Source organism: Novosphingobium sp. PP1Y (genome assembly GCF_000253255.1).
Taxonomy (GTDB): domain Bacteria; phylum Pseudomonadota; class Alphaproteobacteria; order Sphingomonadales; family Sphingomonadaceae; genus Novosphingobium.
In genome coordinates, this window is the sequence record NC_015583.1 from 814,484 (window position 1) to 835,484 (window position 21,001).

Here is a 21,001-nt window from a genome sequence, read left to right on the forward strand (position 1 = left end):
GGGAACATTGTGGCGTTTCGCTATGGCGCGGGTCCAGTTGATTGGCGGATGATCAGGCTCAGATCGAGCTCTACCCGCCGGTTCGAACGTGGCCTGATCAGCTGCTGCACGGCGGCATGGACCATTTCAGTCAGCGGTTGATTGATGGTTGTAAGGGATGGCCAGATCAGGCTGGCCACCGGACTGTTGTCGAACCCGCAAACCGATAGCTTTTCGGGAACGGCAATCCCGCGCCCCAAGGCGCAGGATATGACGCCCGTTGCCATCTCATCGTTCGAGGCAAATATCGCGGTTGGCGGATTGGGCAGGTCAAGCAAGCTAGCCGCAGCCTCGAAGCCGGAACTTGATGTGAAATCGCCCTGACGAACCATGTCGAGTGGGACAGTGCCCGCGAGCCTTGCAAAATGATCGAGAAATGCCCCAAGCCGGATTCTTGACGAAGTGTGGCTTGCATTGCCGACGATAAAACCAATTCGGCGATGGCCCAGGGACCACAAATGATCCACCATGGTTCTGACGGCTACGGCATCGTCAACAACCACTTCCGCTCCGGTTTTCAAATGTTCGCCCGGAGCAAGCCGCGAGTAGGGCAGGCTCAGTTCTTGCAGGGTCTCAATCAGCTCATGGTTGTCGCAGACCGGCGGCATGACGATAAACCCCGACACGCGTAGATCCGAAAGCTGCGCTGCGATCTGACCCTTGTTCTGCAGGACTTCTGCGGCCAGCGATTCGGCGATCAGGTGATAGCCAGCGCTCCGACATGCACCGAGTGCAGCGTCCTGAACTTCCATCTGGTATTGGGATTTTCGTTCGGGAAACAACAGGGCAATTGTCATGTGGCGGCCGCCGCGAATTGTACGAGCCCCCATGTTGGGGACGAAATTCAGTGCATCGATCGCCTCCAGTACCCGCGCCCGCGTTGCCTCGCCGACATAGGACTGATTATTGATGACCCGCGAAACTGTCTTGAAGGACACGCCGGCGAGCTCCGCCACATCGACAATGGTCGGTTTGGATTTGATCCTTTGGCTGTCTGATTTCTTTAATTCTTTCATCGGCCCCAGGTTACTTGGTTTCTGCGGTGTAGTCTTCTTGGCGGACGGATTTTCTGGCATCGACAGATCGTTCGGACTGACAGTCCATGCAGCTAACTCTTCACTGACCGCTGTTCAAACAAAGCTGCCACTATCCTCCGGCCGGTATCACATGGCGGTCTCATCGGCTCCGATGTGTTTGATTGGCCCTTATCTCAGATAGCCACAAGCAGAAAGCATTTCCAGTCAGGGCGCCTTCCTTAACCCGTGGCCACAGCTTTCGCATGGAAGAACGCCCACGCAAACGAACACCTTGCCACGCAATGCGGCTCGGCCGCTAATGGACCTCTGATAAGACGTCTTCCCAGGGCCCTGGCGGAAGGCCAAGTGAAGGATCAGGACCCTTCCGCCTCCATATCCAGCGTCAGTCTCAGGCCCCCTGCCAGCGCGCGATGCGGACCAGCAGCGTGAGCAGCTTCCGTTTTTCGGCGGTCGTCATGAGAGCATCGAGAGCCGCGTCGTGACTCTTTGCATGTTCCGAGAGAACGGCGACCTTGTCCTGGCCTACTGGAGTCAAGAACAGATGCTGGACCCGGCGATCTTCTGTACTCTTCCGGCGCGAGATCAGGCCCTGTCGTTCAAGGCTCTTCAGATGCGGCGTGAGAGTGGACTTGTCGCGGCTATTCGCCGTGCTGATTTGCGACGGCGTGATGCCGGGGTTTTCGCAGATCATTCGCAGCACGGCGTAGTCGCCCGGCTTCAATCCGTCTTCCTCGGTAATGCGCCGGAATTCTGAAAAAGACGCGGATTGTGCAAGGCGCAGATTGAACGCGATGCTTTCCTTGAATTCGCTCGACAGGGACTCCCATCCGTCCCACGCCTTCACGCTTGGATCGGTTTGTTTTGATGCTTTGATCTTGGCCGACATTTTTCGCCTGAGTCCTCTGTTCAGTTCTATGTCCAGCCGTCCGGCTGCAATCCGAGATTGACCGGGCTGCAACAGGCAGCAAGAGGTGCGCCCCGGTCAGATGGGATAATGCCCCGGCTGTGTTTCGACGGTGATCCAGCGGGTTTCGGTGAAGCTGTCGATACCAGCCTTGCCACCGAAACGGCCATAGCCTGAAGCGCCTACTCCGCCGAAAGGCATCTGCGCCTCGTCATGCACGGTCGGACCGTTAACATGGCAGATGCCGGAGTGAATTCGCCGGGCAACGCTCAATCCGCGCGCCGTGTCGCGTGTGAAGACCGCCGCTGACAGGCCATATTGGCTGTCGTTGGCTAGCTCGATTGCCTGTTCCTCGTCGCGGGCGCGGATCAACGCGACGACCGGACCGAAGCTTTCGTCGCGGTAGAGGTCCATCTCCGAGGTGACGCCCGTGACGACAGTCGCCGGCATCAGCACGCTGTCACCCTTTCCGCCTGCGGCCACGCTGGCGCCCTTGGCCACCGCGTCGTCGATCAGGCTGTTCACGTGATCCACGGTCTTGCGGTCGATCACCGCGCCGAGGGGCGTCTTGCCCTCGCGCGGGTCGCCGACGGGCAAAGCGCGGGCCTTGGCCGTGAACTTTTCTATGAACGCATCGGCCACGTTTTCCACCACTATGACCCGTTCGGTCGACATGCAGATCTGGCCCTGGTTCATGAAGGCACCAAATGCCGCCGCTTTGACCGCTTCGTCAAGGTCTGTATCCTCGAGTACCAGCAAGGGCGCCTTGCCGCCAAGTTCGAGCAGGCAAGGCTTCAAATGCTCGGCCGCGCGTTTGGCGATGATTTTGCCGACCCCGGTCGAACCCGTGAAATTGATACGTTTCACTTCCGGCGCATCGATCAGCGCGCCGACCACTTCGGCTGCATCTTCCGGGGCGTTGGTGACGAGATTGACGGTACCTTCCGGGAAGCCAGCTTCCGCGAAGGCCTCGACAATCAAAATGTGCGTGCGCGGGCAAGCTTCGCTGGCCTTCAGGATCACGCTGTTCCCGCAGGCCAAGGGCACCGCAATGGCGCGCACGCCCAGAATGATCGGCGCATTCCAGGGCGCGATGCCCAGAATCACGCCAACCGGTTCCTTGAGCGCCATGGCGATGCAGCCCGACCTGTCCGACGGGATCACCTCGCCAGTGATATGCGTCGTCAGCGCAGCCGCCTCGCGCACGATGCCTGCGGCAAGGCCAAGGTTGAACATGGCCCATCCCGCGGTGGATCCGGTTTCGTTCATCATTGCGGCAACAAAATCGTCCTGGCGCGCTTCGAGCGCGGCGGCGGCTTTCATCAACACGGCGCGGCGGGCATTGGGGCCCATCGCCGCCCAGACGGGAAAGGCCGATGCGGCGCGTGCGGTCACCTTGGGAACGTCGATCGCCTTCATTGCTGGCGCCGACGAAGCGATTTCCCCGGTGAGCGGGTTCAGGCGTGTAAAGGTCAATCTATCCTCTTTCCCCGGCTGGTTTCCGGCGTTTCAGACCATGTAGAAATCGGCGACCGTTTCGATCCGGTCATTCATCAGAGTGATCGTTTTGGCGGCAATCTTGAGCTCGCCGGCTTGGTTGACGAACTGATAATCGTAACGCCCGAACAGGCTGCGCTGCCGCTGACGCTTGGGTTCGTAGACGTGCGAGCAGAACGCTGCTGTCGCGCTATCTGCCCCTTCGACCATGATGTTGGTGACCTGATGACAGACACGCGGCAGAATGTCCGATGCAACCGATAGGTCCGAAGTGGCACGCCACACGCGGTCCTCCAGATTGTGCCGCCCCTTGTAGTAGATGTGCGACAACTCGGCGTGCGGATCGCTTGTGGTCGTCTCTTCATCGAGCCAGGCGGGCATCCAGAAGACGCAGTCCTCGCTATAGAGATCTAGCCACTCGCGCCAGCGCCGGCGGTCGAGCAGCAGCGCCTCGCGCGTGATCAGCGCGGTCACCTGCGCCGGATCAAGCATCGTGTGTCTCCTGGGCCGCGCCTGCTTCCATCCGCGCCAGCCATGCGCGATAATAGCTGTGATAGAGCGTTTCGTCGCATAGCATGGCGTCGCCGAGCACGCTGCGCGCCGGGTTCATTTCCAGGAGGTCGGAAAAGGCATTTCCGCCCGTCACGCTGGCCGTCGCGCCGCGGCAATATCCATAGGCCCAGCTTTGCAGGGGGTTGGCATTCCCCGCCTGGCAATCTTCATAGCTTACGGTATCGTCTGGCGTCGCCATGCCGGTCGGATTGAAGAAATCCTCGTAATTGCGGATCCGCTGACGGCGGGCTTCTGCGCTCTCTCCACGCGGGGCGATGCAAAACGTGCGCATCTCGGTCTTGTTGGCCGCTAGCGGGCGGATGATACGCAATTGGCTCGATGCGTTTTCGGCAAGTTGCAGGTTCGGAAAAATGGTCAGGTTCCGCATGTTGAACATCCAGTCCCTGCGGGCAGCGCCATACCGTTCGGCCAATATTTCGGCGCGCTCGAACAGGGGAACGGCATCGCTGACGGCAATCAGCCCCCAATTGAGCACATGTCCTTCGTCAAAGCTGTAAGAGCCGCCGGTTACGCCCTCGGCTTCCTCGCTCCAGTTCTTGTCCTTTTCCCAGATCGACCGTACCGATTCCGGTCGCCTTTCCTTGGCGCGCTTGTCCAGAAGGCGGATGTAGGATGGATGGGCCGAGGTAAAATGATAGGCGTCGGAGCAGTTTTCGAGCTGGTATTTCCAGTTCCCGTCGAATGTGAAGACTATCTCTCCGGGAACAAGTTCGAGGCCGTCCTCGCCTTGGTCCGCCGACAAGTCCAGCAGGCGCCGCGCTTCGCCGAGATGCTCTTCGATCGGGCAGGTCGGGACGAGGCTGCCGAACAGAAAGCCGCGATAGTTCGCAAAGGCTGGCAGACGTGACAGGTTGCGATCTCGGCTAATGAACTCTTCGGAATAGGCTCCTGCGTTCATACCCTTGACCGCGACGTTGCGCCCCGCGCTGTCGAAACTCCAGCTGTGGTAGCGGCAGACGTGAAGCCGCCCCTTGCCGGCTCGGCGGTGACAGATCAATGCGCCCTTGTGCGGACAGGCATTGACGAAGGCGTCCAGCTTTCCCTCGCCGTCCCGCATGACGACGATGGGGATGCGGCCAATGGTGACGGTGAAATAGCTATGCTTGTCCGGCGCCTGGCTTTCCATTCCCAGGAATACCCATCCGCCTTCGAAAACGTGGCGGATCTCCTGTTCGAACAGGGCTTCGTCGGTGAATGCAGCGCGGTTTACACTAAACCAGCCATTTGAAGGCCGGTCATCGACCAGCGCCCTGATGTCTTCAATGGTCATTCTGCTTTCCTCAGCCTCGCTTCCCGGCTCTTGTCCTGGTTGTGCGCGCCGACCGAAGGTTGGGGGCGGCGCGCACGGGGATAAGTCAGTTCTTGACGCGAAGGGTAAGATACCACTGACGCGGCGGCGAATAGCCGACGCCCACATAGCCAATGGCGTTCGGGCCAGACTGGTCATAACCGCCCACCACGAACCGCTTGTCAGTGATATTCTTGACCCCGAAAGTGACGCCCCACCGGTCATCGGCATCGTCGAAAGCAAGTGAGCCGTTCAGCAGTCCGACGTTGCCCGATCGGAGATAGGGCGAATTTTCAGCGTCCGGCGAAGTGCTGCTCTTGTAATTGTAATCGCCGTTCAGGGTGAATGCCGATCCGTTCGCCAACTCATGGCGGTAATTGGCGCCAAGGCTGACCGACCACTCCGGCGCGTTGACGAGGTCGTTGGTCACCGGAATTGTCGCGCCGGGTGACATCTTGGTGTAGTGGGCGTCAAGATAGCCAATACCGGCTGTAAGGCCGAAGCCGCCAAACCTGGCCTCGGATTCCGCTTCAAAACCCCGGATCGTTGCTTCTCCCGCGTTCTTGAACGCCGGGGAAATGGCGATGATTTCGGTGATCTGGATATCCTTGTATGCGGTGGAAAAGGCCGCCAGATTAAGGCGCAGATGCCCGTCCAGCAGCTTGGACTTCAGGCCGATTTCGTGCGTGTTCGCCTTTTCCGGGCGGAAAGTCAGGTCATTTGCGGTCAAGGTCGAAGGTGAGAGAAGGCGGGTGGTCCAACCGCCTGATTTGAAGCCCTGCGCGAAAGAGTAATAGGCCATCACAGCCGGGGAGAACTTGTATTCCGCGCCCGCCTTGATCGAGACATTACTGAAGCTCAGCTTGTTCAGGCCGAAGGGGTAAAGCCGGGTAAGGTCGTTCTGGTCGGGCAGGAACGGCAGCGGCAGGGAGGTGACGACATTCGGATCAACGCCGGCCCCGGCGCGCGCCCAGAACGCGTTCAGATCCTGCTGATCACCACGAAACTTCTTGTTTTCCTTGGTATATCGCACGCCGAAGGTCAGTCCGAGCTTGTCCGTAAGGTCAAAATGTTCGTGCGCAAAGGCGGCATAGGCCTTGTTGCTAAAGCGGTTTGGACCGTAGATCTGGATCAGACCTTCAGCGAAGACTGGCGTATCCAGCAGGCCACCGGTTTCGGAGAAATAGTAAAGGCCGAGAGTACCCTTCAGGCGACCATCAAGGCTGTCATGGTTGAGTTGAAATTCCTGCGAGAACTGTTTCTGGTCCATTGCGAACGAGGCGTCGTTGAGGATGATCGGCGTTGCCGCGATTTCGCTGCCGAATTTCGAGTCGAGCGAGCGATAGGCCGTAATCAATTTTAACGAGGCGCCGTCGGAAAGTTCGAGATTCGTGGTGAGTGACAGTCCCCAAGAGGTCAGATTGTCGAAGTTGCTGCCGCGCGCGTAACTCTTGTCTATATCGCTGGTGACGAACGCGTCGGAGATTGGCAGGCGATTGTTATTGGGATCGGCATCGACGTTGACCCCGGAAAAACTGGTGCCGACCACGCCGCGATTGCTGCAAATGAAAGTGGGGGCCTGGCCGAAGATGCAACCGTTATAGGCCGACGCCACCGTGCCATCGTTGGGTCCAGCTTTCGTGAACAACAGGGTGCTGGGCCGTGCTTCCTGCCGCGCGCGCGTGTAATCGGCCGAGAACAGGAAGCCGAGTGTATCACTGGCAATGAATTTTAACTTGAAGCGGGCATTGAAGGCATTCTCTCCGCCCTGGGTATCCGACCCACCAGGTGTTCCCACCTTGCGGAACATGCCCTGATCGGTGATCGTTCCAGGAAGACCAGGGAACGGAATCCGCTTTTTGGTAACCATCGCGGTGCTTGTAAGAGAAGGATGCCTGAGAGAGCAAAGTGTCCTCGATCAGCGGCAGGTCGATCGATCCGCGCACGTAGGTGCGGCTGAAGCTGCCGGTCGTCCCTTCAAGCTGATAGCGGAAGTCCCTCGCTGGGTCGCGGGTCACGATGTTGAGCGCCCCACCAATGGTATTTCGCCCAAACAGGTCGCCCTGCGGTCCTTTGAGGACTTCGATGCGTTCAAGGTCGAGCAGATCGACCACCGCGCCCAGCGACCGGGCATAGTACACGCCATCGATATAGACGCCGACGCCCGGTTCAAGGTTGAAGGCGAAATCGTTCTGGCCGATGCCGCGCACGGTGGCGACCAGAATCTGCGACGAACCGGCAAAGGAGACAGTGTTCTTGATGTCGATGTTCGGGACATAGCCGCCGATCTGGCCGACGCTCGTGATACCCTTTTGTTCGAGGGCGGTGCCGCTGAGCGCCGAAATGGCGATCGGCACATTTTGCATGTTTTCCGATCGCTTCGTGACGGTGACGACGATTTCGCCGATACTGTCATCTGATGCCGTCGTGGTCTCCTGCGCCATGGCCGTAGGCATCCTTGCGAGCATGCTGCCGAGCAGCAGGGCGGCGACCGACGTGCGGCCGATGGCTATCTTGTGTTGCTGTTTCATCTTCCCCGAACTCCCTGATTCTTTGCGGCTCTCCCCACTCCGGGCAGAACTTGCAGCTAGCTTGTATGAATCGAGCCGGCCTGAAAGACTTGTTCGAGATGGTTCCCAAGCTTGTTCATAGCGGAATCACGCTTTTGGTCAGTGTGCTGGTCCTGTCGCGCCGCACAGCCGGTACTCGCGTGGTGTCATGCCGAATTTGACCTTGAAGGCTTTGCTGAAGTGGGCCGGATCCTTGAACCCCAAGTCATAGGCGATCGCGGTGATCGATCGCTGGGCACCCTGACTCTCGCCCAACGACTTGAGGCTCTCCTCCAGCCTGCGGTGCCAGATCCACTCGGACAGGGTATGCTTGCGACCTTCGAACAGTTTCCGCAGGTAACGGCTTGAAACCCCCATCGCCTGGGCCACGCTTTCACAGGACAGGGTTTCGTCCAGTAGGTTATCTTCGACGAAACTCAACGCTCGGTTGAGGAAAAAATGATGCCCTTCGCGGACGGGAGGCGCGCTTTCTCCATCCAGATCTTTCAATGAGGCGGCCACAAGGTCGAGCAGGGTGTTTCGCAATTGCCGGCCGCTCATCGGGAAAACTTCTTCCAGTTGCGCGCCCAGCTGCCGGATATAGGTCGAGGTGATGGCTCCCATGCCCTTGTCGCAGGCGACAGCTCGGGAGGTCAGCAACGAAGGATTGAGCACCCGGTCGGTTATTTCCTTGCGATCGAACCGCAGGACAGACTGCACAAAAGGTTGATCGAGAATGATGCGGTATGGTTCGGTCGTGTCGTAAATGGCGAACTCGCCCCGTTGCAGGCGGGTCATACGACCGCGCTGCTCGATACCCATCTCGCCTTCGTGTATGATGCTGAGCAGGAAGAAATCATCGCTAGAGCGGGCGATGCGCTGCGCATCCCGCACGACCGTGTGCGGGGTTGCGGAAACGGTCACGAAAGAGACGTCGAGCAGTTGGCGGTTTTGGATCTGGCCTCTGAAACTGCTGCTGTTGTGTTGGCGGCAATCGAGGTCGACAAATGTTTCGCAGACGGCCTCGCGCCAGTAGGAAAATGACGAACAATCACGCTGAGTGAAGCACTTATCCGCTAGCTGCATGACCACATCCTTTCGAAAACGACTATCTGCATTGGATTTCGTGCCACTCAAAACAACCGACTATACCCCTACGAACAAGACTGCGCTTTCCGCCTTGCGATAACCCTAGGGTCCACTGGAATGTGCAAACCACACCTGAAACCGAGATCGAGAGGTGACCAGATGACCAAGATCACTGCCTATAAAGTGGCTGCCGTTCAGGCGGCGCCGGAATTTCTCGATCTGCGGGGCAGCGTGGACAAGGCCATCGCGCTGATTGAATAGGCGGCGCGTGAAGGGGCCAGCCTGGTCGCTTTTCCAGAATGCTGGATTCCGGGCTATCCTTTCTGGGCCTGGCTCGACGCGCCGGCCTGGGGCATGAAGTTCGTCCAGCGCTATTTCGACAATGCGATGACCGCCGATGGGGTTGAGGCGCAGCGCCTTATGCAAGCCGCGATCGACAACGATATCTTCGTGTCGATGGGTTATGTCGAGCGCGCGGGCGGTAGCCTCTATATCGCGCAGCTCTTTCTCGATCCGGATACGCGAACCGCGACCCCGCGGCGTAAGCTCAAGGCCACGCACGTCGAACGTTCCGTCTTCGGTGAAGGCGACGGCAGCGATTTTGTCGTTCATGAAACCAGGCTGGGGCGGATCGGCCAGTTGTGCTGCTGGGAACATGTCCATCCGCTCAACAAATATGCGATGTACGCCATGCATGAACAGGTCCACATCGCCGCCTGGCCGTGCTTCTCGCTGTATCAAGGCAAGGCCTATGCCCTTGGAGCAGAGATGAACAGCGCGGTCTCGCAGGTTTACGCCCTCGAAGGCGGCTGCTTCGTGATCGCGGCGACCAGCGTCATGACGAAGGCCCAGCAGGATATGCTTTGCGAGACGGACATGCACCGCGACCTGCTTCCGCTCGGTGGGGGAGCCTCGATGATCTTCGGTCCGGATGGCTCGCGTCTGTGCCAATCGTTGCGTCCAGATGAGGAAGGGCTGCTTTACGCCGATATCGACCTCGGCATCATTGCGCTCGCAAAGGCTGCGGCCGACCCGGTAGGGCATTACGCGCGCAGCGACGTGTTCAAGGTCTGTCTCGACAGGAGTGCGCGCTGCGCACTGGAGGGTCCGGGCTCGCAAGAGCCGACGCGCGCCTGGCAACTGCTCGACCCCAAGGACTGACCATCGGGATGGCACACGCGGTATCATTGCGCCCCCACTTCTGCCGTGGCCGGTGATCCGACTGCGCGGCGCGCCAACGCGCGCGGCGCTGTTTCCTGGAAGAACAGCGACAATATCCCGCCACAGGTCAGGACTGCGGCAATTGTAAGGAACGCGGTCGGCAATCCCGCATGCTGAGCGATGAAGCCCGCCACGCTGGGGGCGACGCCGCCACCGAAAATCTCTCCTGCCCCAATGACGAGCCCCATCGCACTCGAAGCGATCGCGGGGGGAACTGCTTCTCCAGAAAGCGGCCCGGCGAGCAGCGCGATAGCCCCGCAGCAAAAGAAGGCTGAAGAGAAGAGCAGCATGAAAAGCGCACCTGGCGTCTGGGCATAGAGCGTAAGGGTGGCGAGCGACGCCGCAGCCAGAACGAATGCCGTGATGGCCGTGACCCGCCGACCCAGCACATCAGACGCGCCGCAAACGGCAATCTGACCGAGAAAGCCGCCGAACCCCAAGCCCGACATCACGAAGCCCATCTGCGTGCCGGAAAGGCCGATCACGTCGGTCAGGAACACCGGAGTCAGCGATCCAATCACGAACAGCCCGCTCATCGCGCAGAAGATGGCGGGCATGGCGATGCGGATATTGTGGTAACGGAACAGGTCGAGCCAAGGAACATGCGGCTTCGGCTGCTCGTCGGAGACGACAGGGCGAGCCGGTTCGCGCAGGACGACGTACATCAGCGCCGCGATGATCAGGCCAGGTATTGCGACTAAGCCGAAGACTATGCGCCACGAGGACACCAGTTCCACCAGCTGGGTCGCGATGATCGGGCCGAGCGCCAGACCGAACAGCGCGAACGATCCCTGGATGATACCGAGGTTCAGGCCGCGACGCTGCGGCGGAGAGGCGTCGATCGAGGCGGCATAGCTGGCCGGGCAATAGGCCCCCTCGGCTACCCCCATCATCAATCTTGCTAGGAGCAGCATCCCGAGGCCCGTCGCAAGGCCGCTCGCTCCCGAGAGCAGCGAGAAGGCGACTATCGCGGGGATCAGGATCTTGCGCCGCCCGATCCTGTCGGAAAGGCGACCCATCACGATTGCGAAGAGCCCCCAGCTGAGGCCAAGGATCGCCGCCAGGTTGCCGATGTCCTGGTAGTCAAGGTCGAGATCGCGCATGATCTGAGGCGACAGCGGCATGATAAGCCAGCGATCGAGCCCGACCAGGCCGAAGCCCAGCGCCAGCAAGGCGATTGCCTTGAACTCGTAGCCCGGCTTTTCCTCGACCGATTTGGTCATGCGCAACTCCCTGAAAATGGTCTAAGTCCGGGCGAAACCTTCCTTGGCCCTGACGAGGTGGACAAGCGTGGCCGTAACCGGAGCCGACACGCCGACGGCTTCGCCGGCAGCCACGATAGCGCCATTGATGAGATCGATTTCGGTCCGGCGCTTCGCCTGGATGTCTTGCAGCATCGACGGCTTGTGTTCGCGGTGGGTGGCAAGAGCGTAATTGACGCGGGCCATGATGCGCGCTGGATCAACCGCGATTTTGCTGGCGTGGGCGACGGCCACGGTTTCTTCGACCACCGTTTCGACAATCGCACGGCCATCGTTGGTATCGAGGCCGCCGACCGGGCATTCCAATATGGCCGAAGGCGCGTTGAGCGCGGCGTTGAAGGCGACCTTTTCCCACACGGCAATCTCGGCTGACGGATCGGCCATGGCCTGCATTCCGGCCGCTTCGAACAGAGCGTGCAGCACGTGGGCCTGCGGTGCCCCGGCTTCGTCAAGGCTCCAGAAGGTGATCTTGCCTTTGCCCTGGGAATGCACTTCGGTAGGCGGGACGAGGTCAGCGGGCACGTCGGTCACTCCGAACATGACCCGGTCCCGGCTGAGCGTTTCCGCAATGGTCTGAGCGTTGCCCAATCCGTTCTGCAAGGTCAGGGCGAAAGTGTCCGGCCCCACCAGATGCGCAATCTGTTGCATCGCCGTGGCGGTGTGGATGCCCTTGGTGAAAACGATGACGAGGTTAGCAGGAACGTGCAGCGCGGCCGCGGTACTTGCCCTCACCGGCACGTTTCGCGTGCCACGATCGTCGACGACGGTCAATCCGGAGGAATTGAGAGTGCCGATCCGCGCCTCGTCGATATCGACCAGCGTGACCGGCGTTCCACCCTCAATCAGTCGGGCCGCGAAATAGCAGCCCATCGCACCCGCACCGAGCACGAGGACGTTGCTGACCAGATTCGCATCTCCGTCCGACATTTGAATCACACCCAAAACTAGTTTGATATAAAACTATGTTGCCAGAGATGGCCGGGCCGTGCAATAGGGATTCTGCGAGCGCTAGTTTTGCCAATCTCCGGCAGTTACAGGAGCGGAAGATGTATACGACGAGCAGTGCGTTTCTTGATGCCCTGACCGAGGCCGGGGTTTCCTGCATCTTCGCAAACTTCGGCAGTGACCATCCCGCCATGGTCGAGGCGATTGCCAGGGCCCGCAGCGAGGAAAGTGCGATCCCGCGCATCTTCACTTGCCCCAACGAGATGGTCGGCATGAGCGCGGCGCATGGGTTCTGGCAGGCCAGCGGCGTTCCGCAGGCGGTCGTCGTGCACGTCGAATGTGGCACGCAGGCGCTAGCCGGAGCTGTCCACAACGCGGCCAAGGGGCGGGCGCCGATGCTGATCTTCGCGGGTGCCTCGCCGTTCACACAGGACGGAGAGATGACCGGCAGCCGGAACGAATTCATCCAATGGATACAGGATGTTCATGACCAGCGCGGCATCGTGCGCGGCTACGTCAAGTACGATAACGAGATCCGCTCAGGTCACAACGTCAAGCATCTTGTCCACCGCGCGTTGCAGTTCGCCGGGACCGACCCCAAGGGCCCTTCCTACCTGATGGGCGCGCGCGAGGTCATGGAAGCCCCCGTCGAGCCGCGTGGCAACGATATCGAGCGGCACCAGCCGCTGATTCCGGCGGCGCTTCCGCCCGAAGGTGTCGAGACGATCGGGCGCGCGTTGCTGGCCGCCCGCCGCCCGCTGGTGGTGACGACCTATCTCGGACGCAATCCGGATGCCGTCGAGCCTTTGACCGCGCTGTGCCACCGGATGGGGATCGGCGTGCTGGAATCGGTTCCAACCTGGATGAACTATCCGCACAACGATCCGTTCTATCTGGGCAATCAGTGGAACGAACCCGTGCAGAACGCCGCGCTGGCGGAGGCCGACGTGATCCTCGTGATGGACAGCGATGTGCCCTGGATTCCGACGGTCAATCGCCCGGCGCGCGATGCGAAAATCTATCATATCGACGTTGATCCGCTCAAACAGCAGATGCCCTTGGCCGACATACCCGCGCTTGCCGCGTTCCAGGCCGATGCGGCCACTTGTCTCGCACAGCTTCACGCCTGGCTCGATACGCAGTCCGTGGACGAGGACGCGCTGATCGAGCGGACCGCGCACTATATGCGGCTTCATGGCGAGCGTGCCGAGGTCCTCGAATCACGTGAGGCGGCGGGCGAGGGCAGGGCGCTGACCTCTGAATTCTTTCTCTCGCGGCTGCGGCGGCACGTCGACGAAACCACGCTGATCGTGAACGAGGGAATTTCGAATTATCAGGCGATCTTCAACCATCTCGCACCGACCCGTCCAGGATCGATGTTTACCAGCGGCGGCGGGTCACTCGGCTGGCACGGCGGCGCGGCGATCGGCGTAAAGCTTGCGCAGCCGGACAAGACCGTGATCGCTCTGACCGGAGACGGCTCGTTCATGTTCTCAGTGCCCACTAGCGTGCACTGGATGGCGCGCCGCTACGACACGCCGTTTCTCCATGTCGTGTTCAATAACGGCGGGTGGAAATCACCGAAGCTGTCGACACTCGCGGTGCATCCGTCGGGCTATGCGGCCGCAGCCGAGAACATCGACGTCAGCTTCGAACCCGCGCCCGACTATGTCGGCATTGCGGCCGCAGCCGGAGGAGCATGGGGTAAGCGCCTGACGCTGCCGACCGAAGTTGATGCTGCGATCAAGGAAGCGCTGACGGTGGTACGGGACGAGAGGCGCAGCGCTGTGCTTGAGATCGTGATTCCATCGCTCTGAACGGTGCTGTCATCTGTGGATGGCTCCTGCGCTGCGAGGGTTAAATGGAGTTGATGATCTGATCTGTCGGGGTATGGTCATCTGTCCGGCCTATTGGCGCGGCGTTCGACGGCCGCTGGTCCTAGTCATCTGAATCCGAAGTTCGGCTCATTGTTTTTTGGCAGAACCGTTTGACGGAGGCGAGGATATCGTCGGCGGACTTGACCCATTTGTAAGGCTTGGGATTTTCGTTGTGAGCCGCGATGAAAGCAGTGATGTCGGCCTCGAGTTCCGCGGTTGATCGGTGAACGCCGCGCTGCAATTGCTTGCGCGTCAATTCGGCGAACCAGCGCTCGACCTGATTGATCCAGGACGCTGATGTGGGTGTGAAGTGCACATGCCAATGCGGGCGACGTGCCAGCCAGGCCTTGATCTTCGGGGTCTTGTGGGTGGCATAGTTGTCCATCACGAGGTGCAGGTCGGGGCCCTTGGGCATCGCGGCGTCGATCTTCTTGAGGAAGTCGAGAAACTCGGTGACCCGGTGTCTTTTGTAGCACTTGCCGATCACCGCGCCGGTGGCGATGTCGAGCGCCGCAAACAGCGAAGTCGTGCCGTTGCGGACGTAAGTATGGGTCCGCCGCTCGGGCACCCCTGGCGCCATGGGCAGGACCGGCTGTTCGCGATCCAGCGCCTGGATCTGAGACTTTTCATCCACGCACAGCACGATCGCCCGGTTCGGCGGCGACAGGTAAAGGCCAACTATGTCCTGCACCTTGTCCACGAACAGTGGATCGGTAGAAAGCTTGAATGTTTCAGACCGATGGGGCTGCAGGCCAAACGCCCCCAGATCCGGCGAATTGTGGTGTGCGACAGCCCAGACTCGGCTGCCATCGAGCGGATCGACCAATGCGTGGCGTCCTTCGGCGTGGTGTTCAGTCTGGACTCAATCACCCGAGCTACCTGCGCATCCGATGCTGTGCGGGGTCTCCCCGCACGATATTCGTCGGTTAGCCCTTCAATGCCATCAGCCGCGAACCGCCGGCGCCATTTTCCTACCGTGTGTTCGTGGACACCAAGGCGTTCGGCTACTTCCTTACTTTAAAGCCCTTGCGCACACAGCAGCACCATTCGGCAGCGATCCGATAACGAACGAGGCGCCTTGTGGCGGCGGACCTGAGCTTCGAGAAAGCTTCGCTCCTCTTCGCTCAATACAACTGCCTCTGCCTGCCTTCCCCTCATTGCCTGCGCCCCATGTCTATCCCCATGACATGCATACAATGCTATCTATTTCAGTTCCAGATGACTAGGTCTCGCCCAAGTACCGTGAACGAGAAATATGTGATCTATCGCCTTTGGTCCGCCGGTCATTCTTCTTAGTTCGAGTGCGCAGAGGTGTTTGGTAAGCGCTTAATTCCAAGCCGAAATATGGCCCTTTTACGGGCGCTCCGAGCATTGCGGACTGGCCACGGCTTGTGACCAACTGTTGAGGCTCCGGGCTGAACTTGGCGGGACATGGGCGCTGCATCTTCCGGCCTCGGTCCCAAACACGGGACTGATTGAACGGAGGCCCGATGCCTCCTGTCCGCCATCGCTGCTGCCAAGAAGAGGAAAAGAAAATTGCGACTAATAGTGAGCCTGATCAACCCAATGAGAAATTGAACGCGAATCAGATTATTTGGCGCGCAAGTTAAAAGCCGCGCTAAACGCGTTTCGAAGAGAATATTATGAGGCTTAAGTGCCGTCGAACTTTACTGCACATCGGATTTTTTTCAATCGCCGTATTGAGGGTGTTTAGGCAATTTTGCTTGTGAATTTTCGTGGATCAGTGGCTTATATTAAAATGTTCAAACCCTTTTTTGGGCTTCTGCATGGAAAGTCTGATGTGGTTGATTGAGGATCTTTGGCAGCCTTTTTCCCCGTGTGTGTCGCTCAAGATCGTTGGTTTCAAGCGTTCAGGATGATTTTCGAAAAATTTGAAATTGCGCAAGCATTGCGCGCTCTGGCCTGACCTGGCGACGGGGCGAGTCGAAAAGGCAATCGATGCCCATAGTGCCCGACGCCCATTTCCTGCGTGAAAGGGGTATTGGGGCACAGTCTTGGCCGGCGATCTTCGAGATGCATTCAGATCAGTTGCCTCGCCATTCAGAACCTTTGAGGTAACCGAGGATGCGGATGCGCGAGACGAATGACGCTTGCGCGTCTGCAATCGCGAACATCATCGGTGGCGAATCGGTCGCTGCAGCAACTCGCTCGGTGACTCGGACTGCTATGTTCTCCGCCATTATCTGTATGATGACCTTGCCCTGGAGGGCTGCCGAAAGCGGGATTTAGGGCAGGGCATTTTCGTTGGCCCGTTGCTGGCTTTCCAGATTAGCGTAGATCAGCGTGATGCGGTCGGGCGGCGCTTTGCCGCCCGGCCGCATCAGCAAGTGTCAGGCCGGTGCAAGGACGGCAAGACCATCGGCGGCTATCACGCCCTCGCCTTGCGGCATCACGAAGAGAGGATTGATTTCCGCCTCCACGATCCGCTCATCAAGCGCTTCGCCCATGGAGGCAAAGGCCATAATCGCGTCGACCAACGCCTCGACATCGCGAGGTTCGGAACCACGAAAGCCTGTCAACAAGGGCGCCAGACGCAGCTCTCCGACCATGGCTCTGGCATCCTTCCGACTGATCGGGAGTACCCTGATCGTGCTGTCGCGCAGCAATTCGGCCGTCACGCCGCCCATGCCCAGCAAGACCATCTGCCCGAACTGCGGATCGCGGCGAAGTCCCAGGATCATCTCGATGCCGTCCGAAACCAGTCTCTGAACCAGAAAGCCCTGCGCCTTGCCCAGCCCTTTGCGGGAAAGCGAGGCGTCGATATCAGTGCAGGCCTCGGCGATTTCATCTGCCTGCAGCCCAATGCGCACGCCACCCAGCTCGCTCTTGTGGGCAACGCGATCATCAAGCAGCTTCAGGACGACCATGCCACCCATCGCGCGGGCAGCCGTCTCGGCCCCACTAGCGTCGGCGCAGGCCTGCTCAGGCACGCCGTTTACGCCAAATGCGGCGAATAGCGCTTTGCTCCGCGCCTCGTCCAGCATTCCGCCGGCGTCTGGTAGATCGGGAAGCGTCGCTGCAGGACGTGCCGAACGGACCGTTTCCGTCATCGAGCCAGCTTGCAGCGCCTCCAGAATGGTGGAGCAGCTTTCGGGATTGGCAAAAGCAGGGATACCCGCCTGGTTAAGCCGCTGGAGAATTGTCGGCGCATGAGGACTGACGTAGGCAAGCAAGGGCTTGTCGCTGGACGACTGCGCATCGAGCATGGCCTGAGCAACGATATCCGGCTGGGCCAACGCCGAAGAACCAATCACCACAACAACCGCATCATAGGATGGGCTCGCCAGCAGGGTGCGGATGGATTCGCGGAACAGGTCAGTCTTCAAACCTGCCAGTGTCACGTCGACGGGATTATGCGACGCGGCAGATGATTCCACCTCCGCTTTTTCGATCAGTTGCGACGAGGTCGTCTCATCAGGATCGGGCAAGCCAAAACCCGCCGTGCCGCAGGCGTCGGCGAGCAGCGTTGCCGCGCCGCCCGTCGACGTGAGGACCGCGACATTACGCCCCGGCGCCCACCGATTTGCCGCAAGCGCGGCGGGGACATCCAGCAAGTCGGAAAACGTCGTTACGCGAATGACACCCAGCTGGCGGAACATCGCATCATAAACCCGGTCCTCCCCCGCCAGCGCGCCCGTGTGGGAGACTGCGGCCTTTGCACCAAGTTCCGATCGACCGACCTTGAATACCACGACCGGCTTTCCCTTTGCCCGCGCAGCCAGTGCGGCGCGGCGAAAGGCATCGGGCCGGCGCAGTCCCTCCATGTAGAGGGCGATCACGCGGGTCGCGTCATCCTCGACAAGAGCTTCAATAAAATCGGCACTATCCAGATCAGCTTCATTGCCGGTGGCGATCAGCTTCGAAAAGCCGATGCCCCGGTCTATGGCCCGGGACAGAAGCGAGCCCAATATTCCACCGCTCTGGGAAATGAGCCCGATAGCGCCAGCGGCCATACCGGGGGCCTCAAGCGCACCCGATGCGGACAACGTGACACGATCGGAAAGATTGACGAGGCCGATCGTGTTCGGCCCCAGGATGCGCATGGCTCCGGCTGCTTCACGCAGCGCGGCCTGGCGGGCCTGCCCTTCAGCGCCACCTTCCGCAAATCCGCTGGCCAGGACGATCGCTGCTTTCGTGCCCCGCGCCGACAGGGCTCGCACGGCTTCTATCGCCGCATCGGGGGCAAGCAGGATAATCGCAGCATCAGGCGCCTCCGGCAGGGAAGCGATATCCGGCCAGGCCTTGATCCCCCCAATTTCGGAAGCACGCGGATTGACCGGATAAATAGTCCCGGGAAACCCGTGCCGGACAAGATAGGGCACTGGCCGTCCGGTCATCTTCCCGGGATCGGCCGAAGCCCCGACCACAGCGACGCTTCTTGGCCGCAGCAAGGCCGCAAGGGCATTCATCGCGCGGCTTCCCCGCTGGAACGGGCCAGGAACTCGGAAACCGAAGTCAGGTGTTCCGACGACGTATAGCAGATAGCCTGGGCCTGACTGCCCATGGCGAAAACCTGATCCATGGTAAGCTCCATGCTCTGGTCAAGGATCGACTTGGAAAGGGCCAGCGCCGTAGGCGCCCCCGCACCAATCTCGGCCGCCCAAGTGCGGGCATCGTCCAGCAGGCGGTCCGAACTTGTGACGCGATCGATCATGCCGATTTCCAGCGCCTCAGCCGGAGCCAGCCGGCGGCCCGAGAAGATCAGTTGCTTGGCCATGCTCAGCCCCACCCTGCGCGGCAGGAAATACAGGCCACCGCCATCGGGAATCAGGCCGCGCAAGACATAGGTCATGGCGAAAATCGCCGCATCGGCAGCGATGATGAAGTCGCAGCACAAGGCCAGATCGCAGCCCAGGCCCATCGCAGCGCCGTTTACCGCCGCGATGGTCGGCTTGGGAAGCGTGTGCAGCGCTGCCATGGCATGATGCGTGCGCTGTTGCCGGCGCCAGCCATTGCCTGCGATCTGGCCCGCTGGAGCGGAAAGACGCGCTTTCATGTTCTTGACGTCGCCGCCGGAGCAGAAGCCTTTCCCGGCTCCCGTCACCACAAGCGCGCGGATGGCATCGTCCTTCGCCACCTGATCCAACGCCTTTACGAAATCCGCGCGCATTTCATCGTCGATGGCATTGCGGACGTGCGGACGGTTGAGAGTAATTGTCGCAATACCCTCTGCGACGTCCATAAGAATGGCCGCGTCGTCGGTTAGGGTTGTCACTGGCCGATGGTCGTTCATTGAATCACTCCTGGGTAATGTAGGCGTTCAATCGGCTGAGCCCCGCGTCTCGCGCAGGAACGACAGCGCCGCGAGCGAGACCAGGCAGGTCGCCCCCAGATAGGCGGCAATCGCATAGCCAGATTGATCGAAATGGAAGAGGCTGGCCGTGATGAAGGGCGTGGGCCCCCCTCCAATCAGCGAGGCCAGTTGATAGCCAAGGGAAGAACCGCTGTAGCGCAGTTCGCTGCTGAAATTTTCCGTCACTAGCGCCGCTTCGGACCCGTACATCATTGCATGGGGAACCAGCGACAGGGCGATAACCACGAACACGGCGCTGGGATGGCCGGTGCCAAGGACCGTGAAATAGACAAAACCGAACAGCAATGCAGCCAGGGCCCCGGCGCGGAAAATACGCTTGCGGCCGACACGATCGGACATCGCGCCGAACACGGGAATCGAAATAGCCTGGAGAATTGCGGCAGTCATGACCGCCACCAGCACGAAGGAACGCTCAAACCCCAGAACCTGCGTGCAATACGTGTATACGAACACGGTCATGATCTGGAACATGGACATTTCAGCCATGCGCAGGAAGGAAACCGTCAGAATCTTGCGCCAGGTCTTGCGCACCGCCTGCACTACCGGTGCTTTCTCAATTCTCTTTTCTTCCTCCATCTTGCGGAACACCGGCGTCTCGTCGAGCGCGAAGCGCAGGTACAGACCGATCAGGACCAGTCCGCCACTCAACAGGAATGGCAAGCGCCAGCCCCGGTCGAGAAAGGAATCGCCGCTTTGATAGCTGGCCAGGGCGAAAACGAGATTTGCCAGAACCAGGCCCAATGGAACGCCAATCTGCGGCCAGCTGGCGGAAAGGCCACGGCTGCGCGGCTTGCTCCATTCCAGCGAGACAAGGACCGCGCCAGCCCACTCGCCTCCCACTCCCACGCCCTGCACGAAGCGCAGAATGACAAGGATTACCGCGCCCCACGCACCGATCGTTTCGTGCCCCGGAACAAACGCGACGGAAAAGGTGCCGATCCCCATCAGGATCAGCGTCCCCACCAGAGTTCCCTTACGGCCCAGCCGGTCACCCAGATGGCCAAAAATTATCGCCCCCGCCGGCCTGGCGAGAAAACCTACCGCAAAGATGCCGTACGAATTTATCAGGGCGGTAAAGGGATCTGATTCGGGAAAGAAGACCTTAGGAAAAACAAGTCCTGCAGCAATACTATAGAGAATAAAATCGTACCATTCTATAGCGCTACCAACGACGCTACCGACCGCGGCTCTTCGACTCTGTCTGGAGTGGTCCTCCTCAGGCAGGACTGCCCCATTCCTTCCTGCCATCGATGCCACTTCTATCATGAACCACTCTCCACATTATATTATGGAATCTTGCCGACGGCCGATTTCGCGCAGACCGTTCTATTTCGAGATGCAGCAGCGTGGTTCGACTTTCACGCAATTTATCCTGTCACCAAGGC

15 protein-coding genes and 1 pseudogene are annotated in these 21,001 nt (G+C 59.9%); 2 read left to right on the forward strand and 14 right to left on the reverse strand.

The window, feature by feature from the left end; all coding sequences use genetic code 11:
- Positions 1 to 20: 20 nt before the first annotated feature.
- From PP1Y_RS04590 to PP1Y_RS04620, 8 genes are all read right to left on the reverse strand, one after another.
- Entirely contained in the window at positions 21 to 1,115 is a 1,095-nt protein-coding gene (locus PP1Y_RS04590; protein WP_148274836.1) for a LacI family DNA-binding transcriptional regulator, read from the reverse strand.
- A 349-nt stretch (positions 1,116 to 1,464) separates the two neighbouring features.
- On the reverse strand, positions 1,465 to 1,962 hold the full coding sequence (locus PP1Y_RS04595) for a MarR family winged helix-turn-helix transcriptional regulator (protein WP_013836917.1): 498 nt from the start codon (positions 1,960 to 1,962) through the stop codon (positions 1,465 to 1,467).
- A 96-nt stretch (positions 1,963 to 2,058) separates the two neighbouring features.
- Positions 2,059 to 3,399 carry an aldehyde dehydrogenase gene (locus PP1Y_RS04600; RefSeq protein WP_232512369.1) on the reverse strand — a complete coding sequence of 447 codons (1,341 nt, stop codon included), beginning with the start codon at positions 3,397 to 3,399 and terminating at the stop codon, positions 2,059 to 2,061.
- A 90-nt stretch (positions 3,400 to 3,489) separates the two neighbouring features.
- Entirely contained in the window at positions 3,490 to 3,969 is a 480-nt protein-coding gene (locus PP1Y_RS04605; protein WP_013836919.1) for an aromatic-ring-hydroxylating dioxygenase subunit beta, read from the reverse strand.
- The gene (locus PP1Y_RS04610; RefSeq protein WP_013836920.1) at positions 3,962 to 5,320 is read right to left on the reverse strand and encodes an SRPBCC family protein; all 1,359 of its coding nucleotides are present in this window, start codon (positions 5,318 to 5,320) and stop codon (positions 3,962 to 3,964) included. Before PP1Y_RS04610 ends, PP1Y_RS04605 begins: the two co-directional genes overlap by 8 nt.
- A gap of 85 nt (positions 5,321 to 5,405) precedes the next feature.
- Positions 5,406 to 7,148, reverse strand: a complete 1,743-nt coding sequence (locus tag PP1Y_RS24835; RefSeq protein WP_232512370.1) for a TonB-dependent receptor — start codon at positions 7,146 to 7,148, stop codon at positions 5,406 to 5,408.
- Positions 7,054 to 7,869 carry a TonB-dependent receptor gene (locus PP1Y_RS26320; protein ID WP_051009953.1) on the reverse strand — a complete coding sequence of 272 codons (816 nt, stop codon included), beginning with the start codon at positions 7,867 to 7,869 and terminating at the stop codon, positions 7,054 to 7,056. Before PP1Y_RS26320 ends, PP1Y_RS24835 begins: the two co-directional genes overlap by 95 nt.
- A 138-nt stretch (positions 7,870 to 8,007) precedes the next feature.
- A complete protein-coding gene (locus tag PP1Y_RS04620; protein WP_013836923.1) occupies positions 8,008 to 8,973 on the reverse strand; it encodes a helix-turn-helix domain-containing protein in 966 nt (321 codons plus the stop codon).
- 309 nt (positions 8,974 to 9,282) lie between these two features.
- Here PP1Y_RS04620 and PP1Y_RS04625 point away from each other — a divergent pair, with 309 nt between their 5' ends.
- On the forward strand, positions 9,283 to 10,137 hold the full coding sequence (locus PP1Y_RS04625; RefSeq protein WP_232512372.1) for a carbon-nitrogen hydrolase family protein: 855 nt from the start codon (positions 9,283 to 9,285) through the stop codon (positions 10,135 to 10,137).
- Positions 10,138 to 10,160: 23 nt separating this feature from the next.
- On the opposite strand, the gene PP1Y_RS04630 is transcribed toward PP1Y_RS04625, so the two are convergent.
- Together PP1Y_RS04630 and PP1Y_RS04635 are read right to left on the reverse strand one after the other, a co-directional pair.
- On the reverse strand, positions 10,161 to 11,420 hold the full coding sequence (locus tag PP1Y_RS04630) for an MFS transporter (protein WP_013836926.1): 1,260 nt from the start codon (positions 11,418 to 11,420) through the stop codon (positions 10,161 to 10,163).
- A 21-nt stretch (positions 11,421 to 11,441) separates the two neighbouring features.
- The gene (locus tag PP1Y_RS04635) at positions 11,442 to 12,386 is read right to left on the reverse strand and encodes a ketopantoate reductase family protein (RefSeq protein WP_013836927.1); all 945 of its coding nucleotides are present in this window, start codon (positions 12,384 to 12,386) and stop codon (positions 11,442 to 11,444) included.
- A gap of 119 nt (positions 12,387 to 12,505) precedes the next feature.
- On the opposite strand from PP1Y_RS04635, the gene PP1Y_RS04640 reads away from it, so the two are divergent.
- Positions 12,506 to 14,221: a thiamine pyrophosphate-requiring protein gene (locus PP1Y_RS04640; protein WP_013836928.1), complete on the forward strand. Its 1,716-nt coding sequence runs from the start codon at positions 12,506 to 12,508 to the stop codon at positions 14,219 to 14,221.
- Between the two features lie 121 nt (positions 14,222 to 14,342).
- On the opposite strand, the pseudogene PP1Y_RS04645 reads toward PP1Y_RS04640, so the two are convergent.
- The 4 genes and pseudogenes from PP1Y_RS04645 to PP1Y_RS04660 form a co-directional block, all read right to left on the reverse strand.
- Positions 14,343 to 15,439, reverse strand: a pseudogene (locus tag PP1Y_RS04645) (IS630 family transposase).
- Between the two features lie 1,193 nt (positions 15,440 to 16,632).
- Entirely contained in the window at positions 16,633 to 18,711 is a 2,079-nt protein-coding gene (locus PP1Y_RS04650) for an acetate--CoA ligase family protein (RefSeq protein WP_013836932.1), read from the reverse strand.
- The gene (locus PP1Y_RS04655; protein WP_148274837.1) at positions 18,708 to 19,535 is read right to left on the reverse strand and encodes an enoyl-CoA hydratase/isomerase family protein; all 828 of its coding nucleotides are present in this window, start codon (positions 19,533 to 19,535) and stop codon (positions 18,708 to 18,710) included. Before PP1Y_RS04655 ends, PP1Y_RS04650 begins: the two co-directional genes overlap by 4 nt.
- Before the next feature lie 27 nt (positions 19,536 to 19,562).
- Positions 19,563 to 20,882 carry an MFS transporter gene (locus PP1Y_RS04660; protein WP_148274838.1) on the reverse strand — a complete coding sequence of 440 codons (1,320 nt, stop codon included), beginning with the start codon at positions 20,880 to 20,882 and terminating at the stop codon, positions 19,563 to 19,565.
- Positions 20,883 to 21,001: the final 119 nt, after the last annotated feature.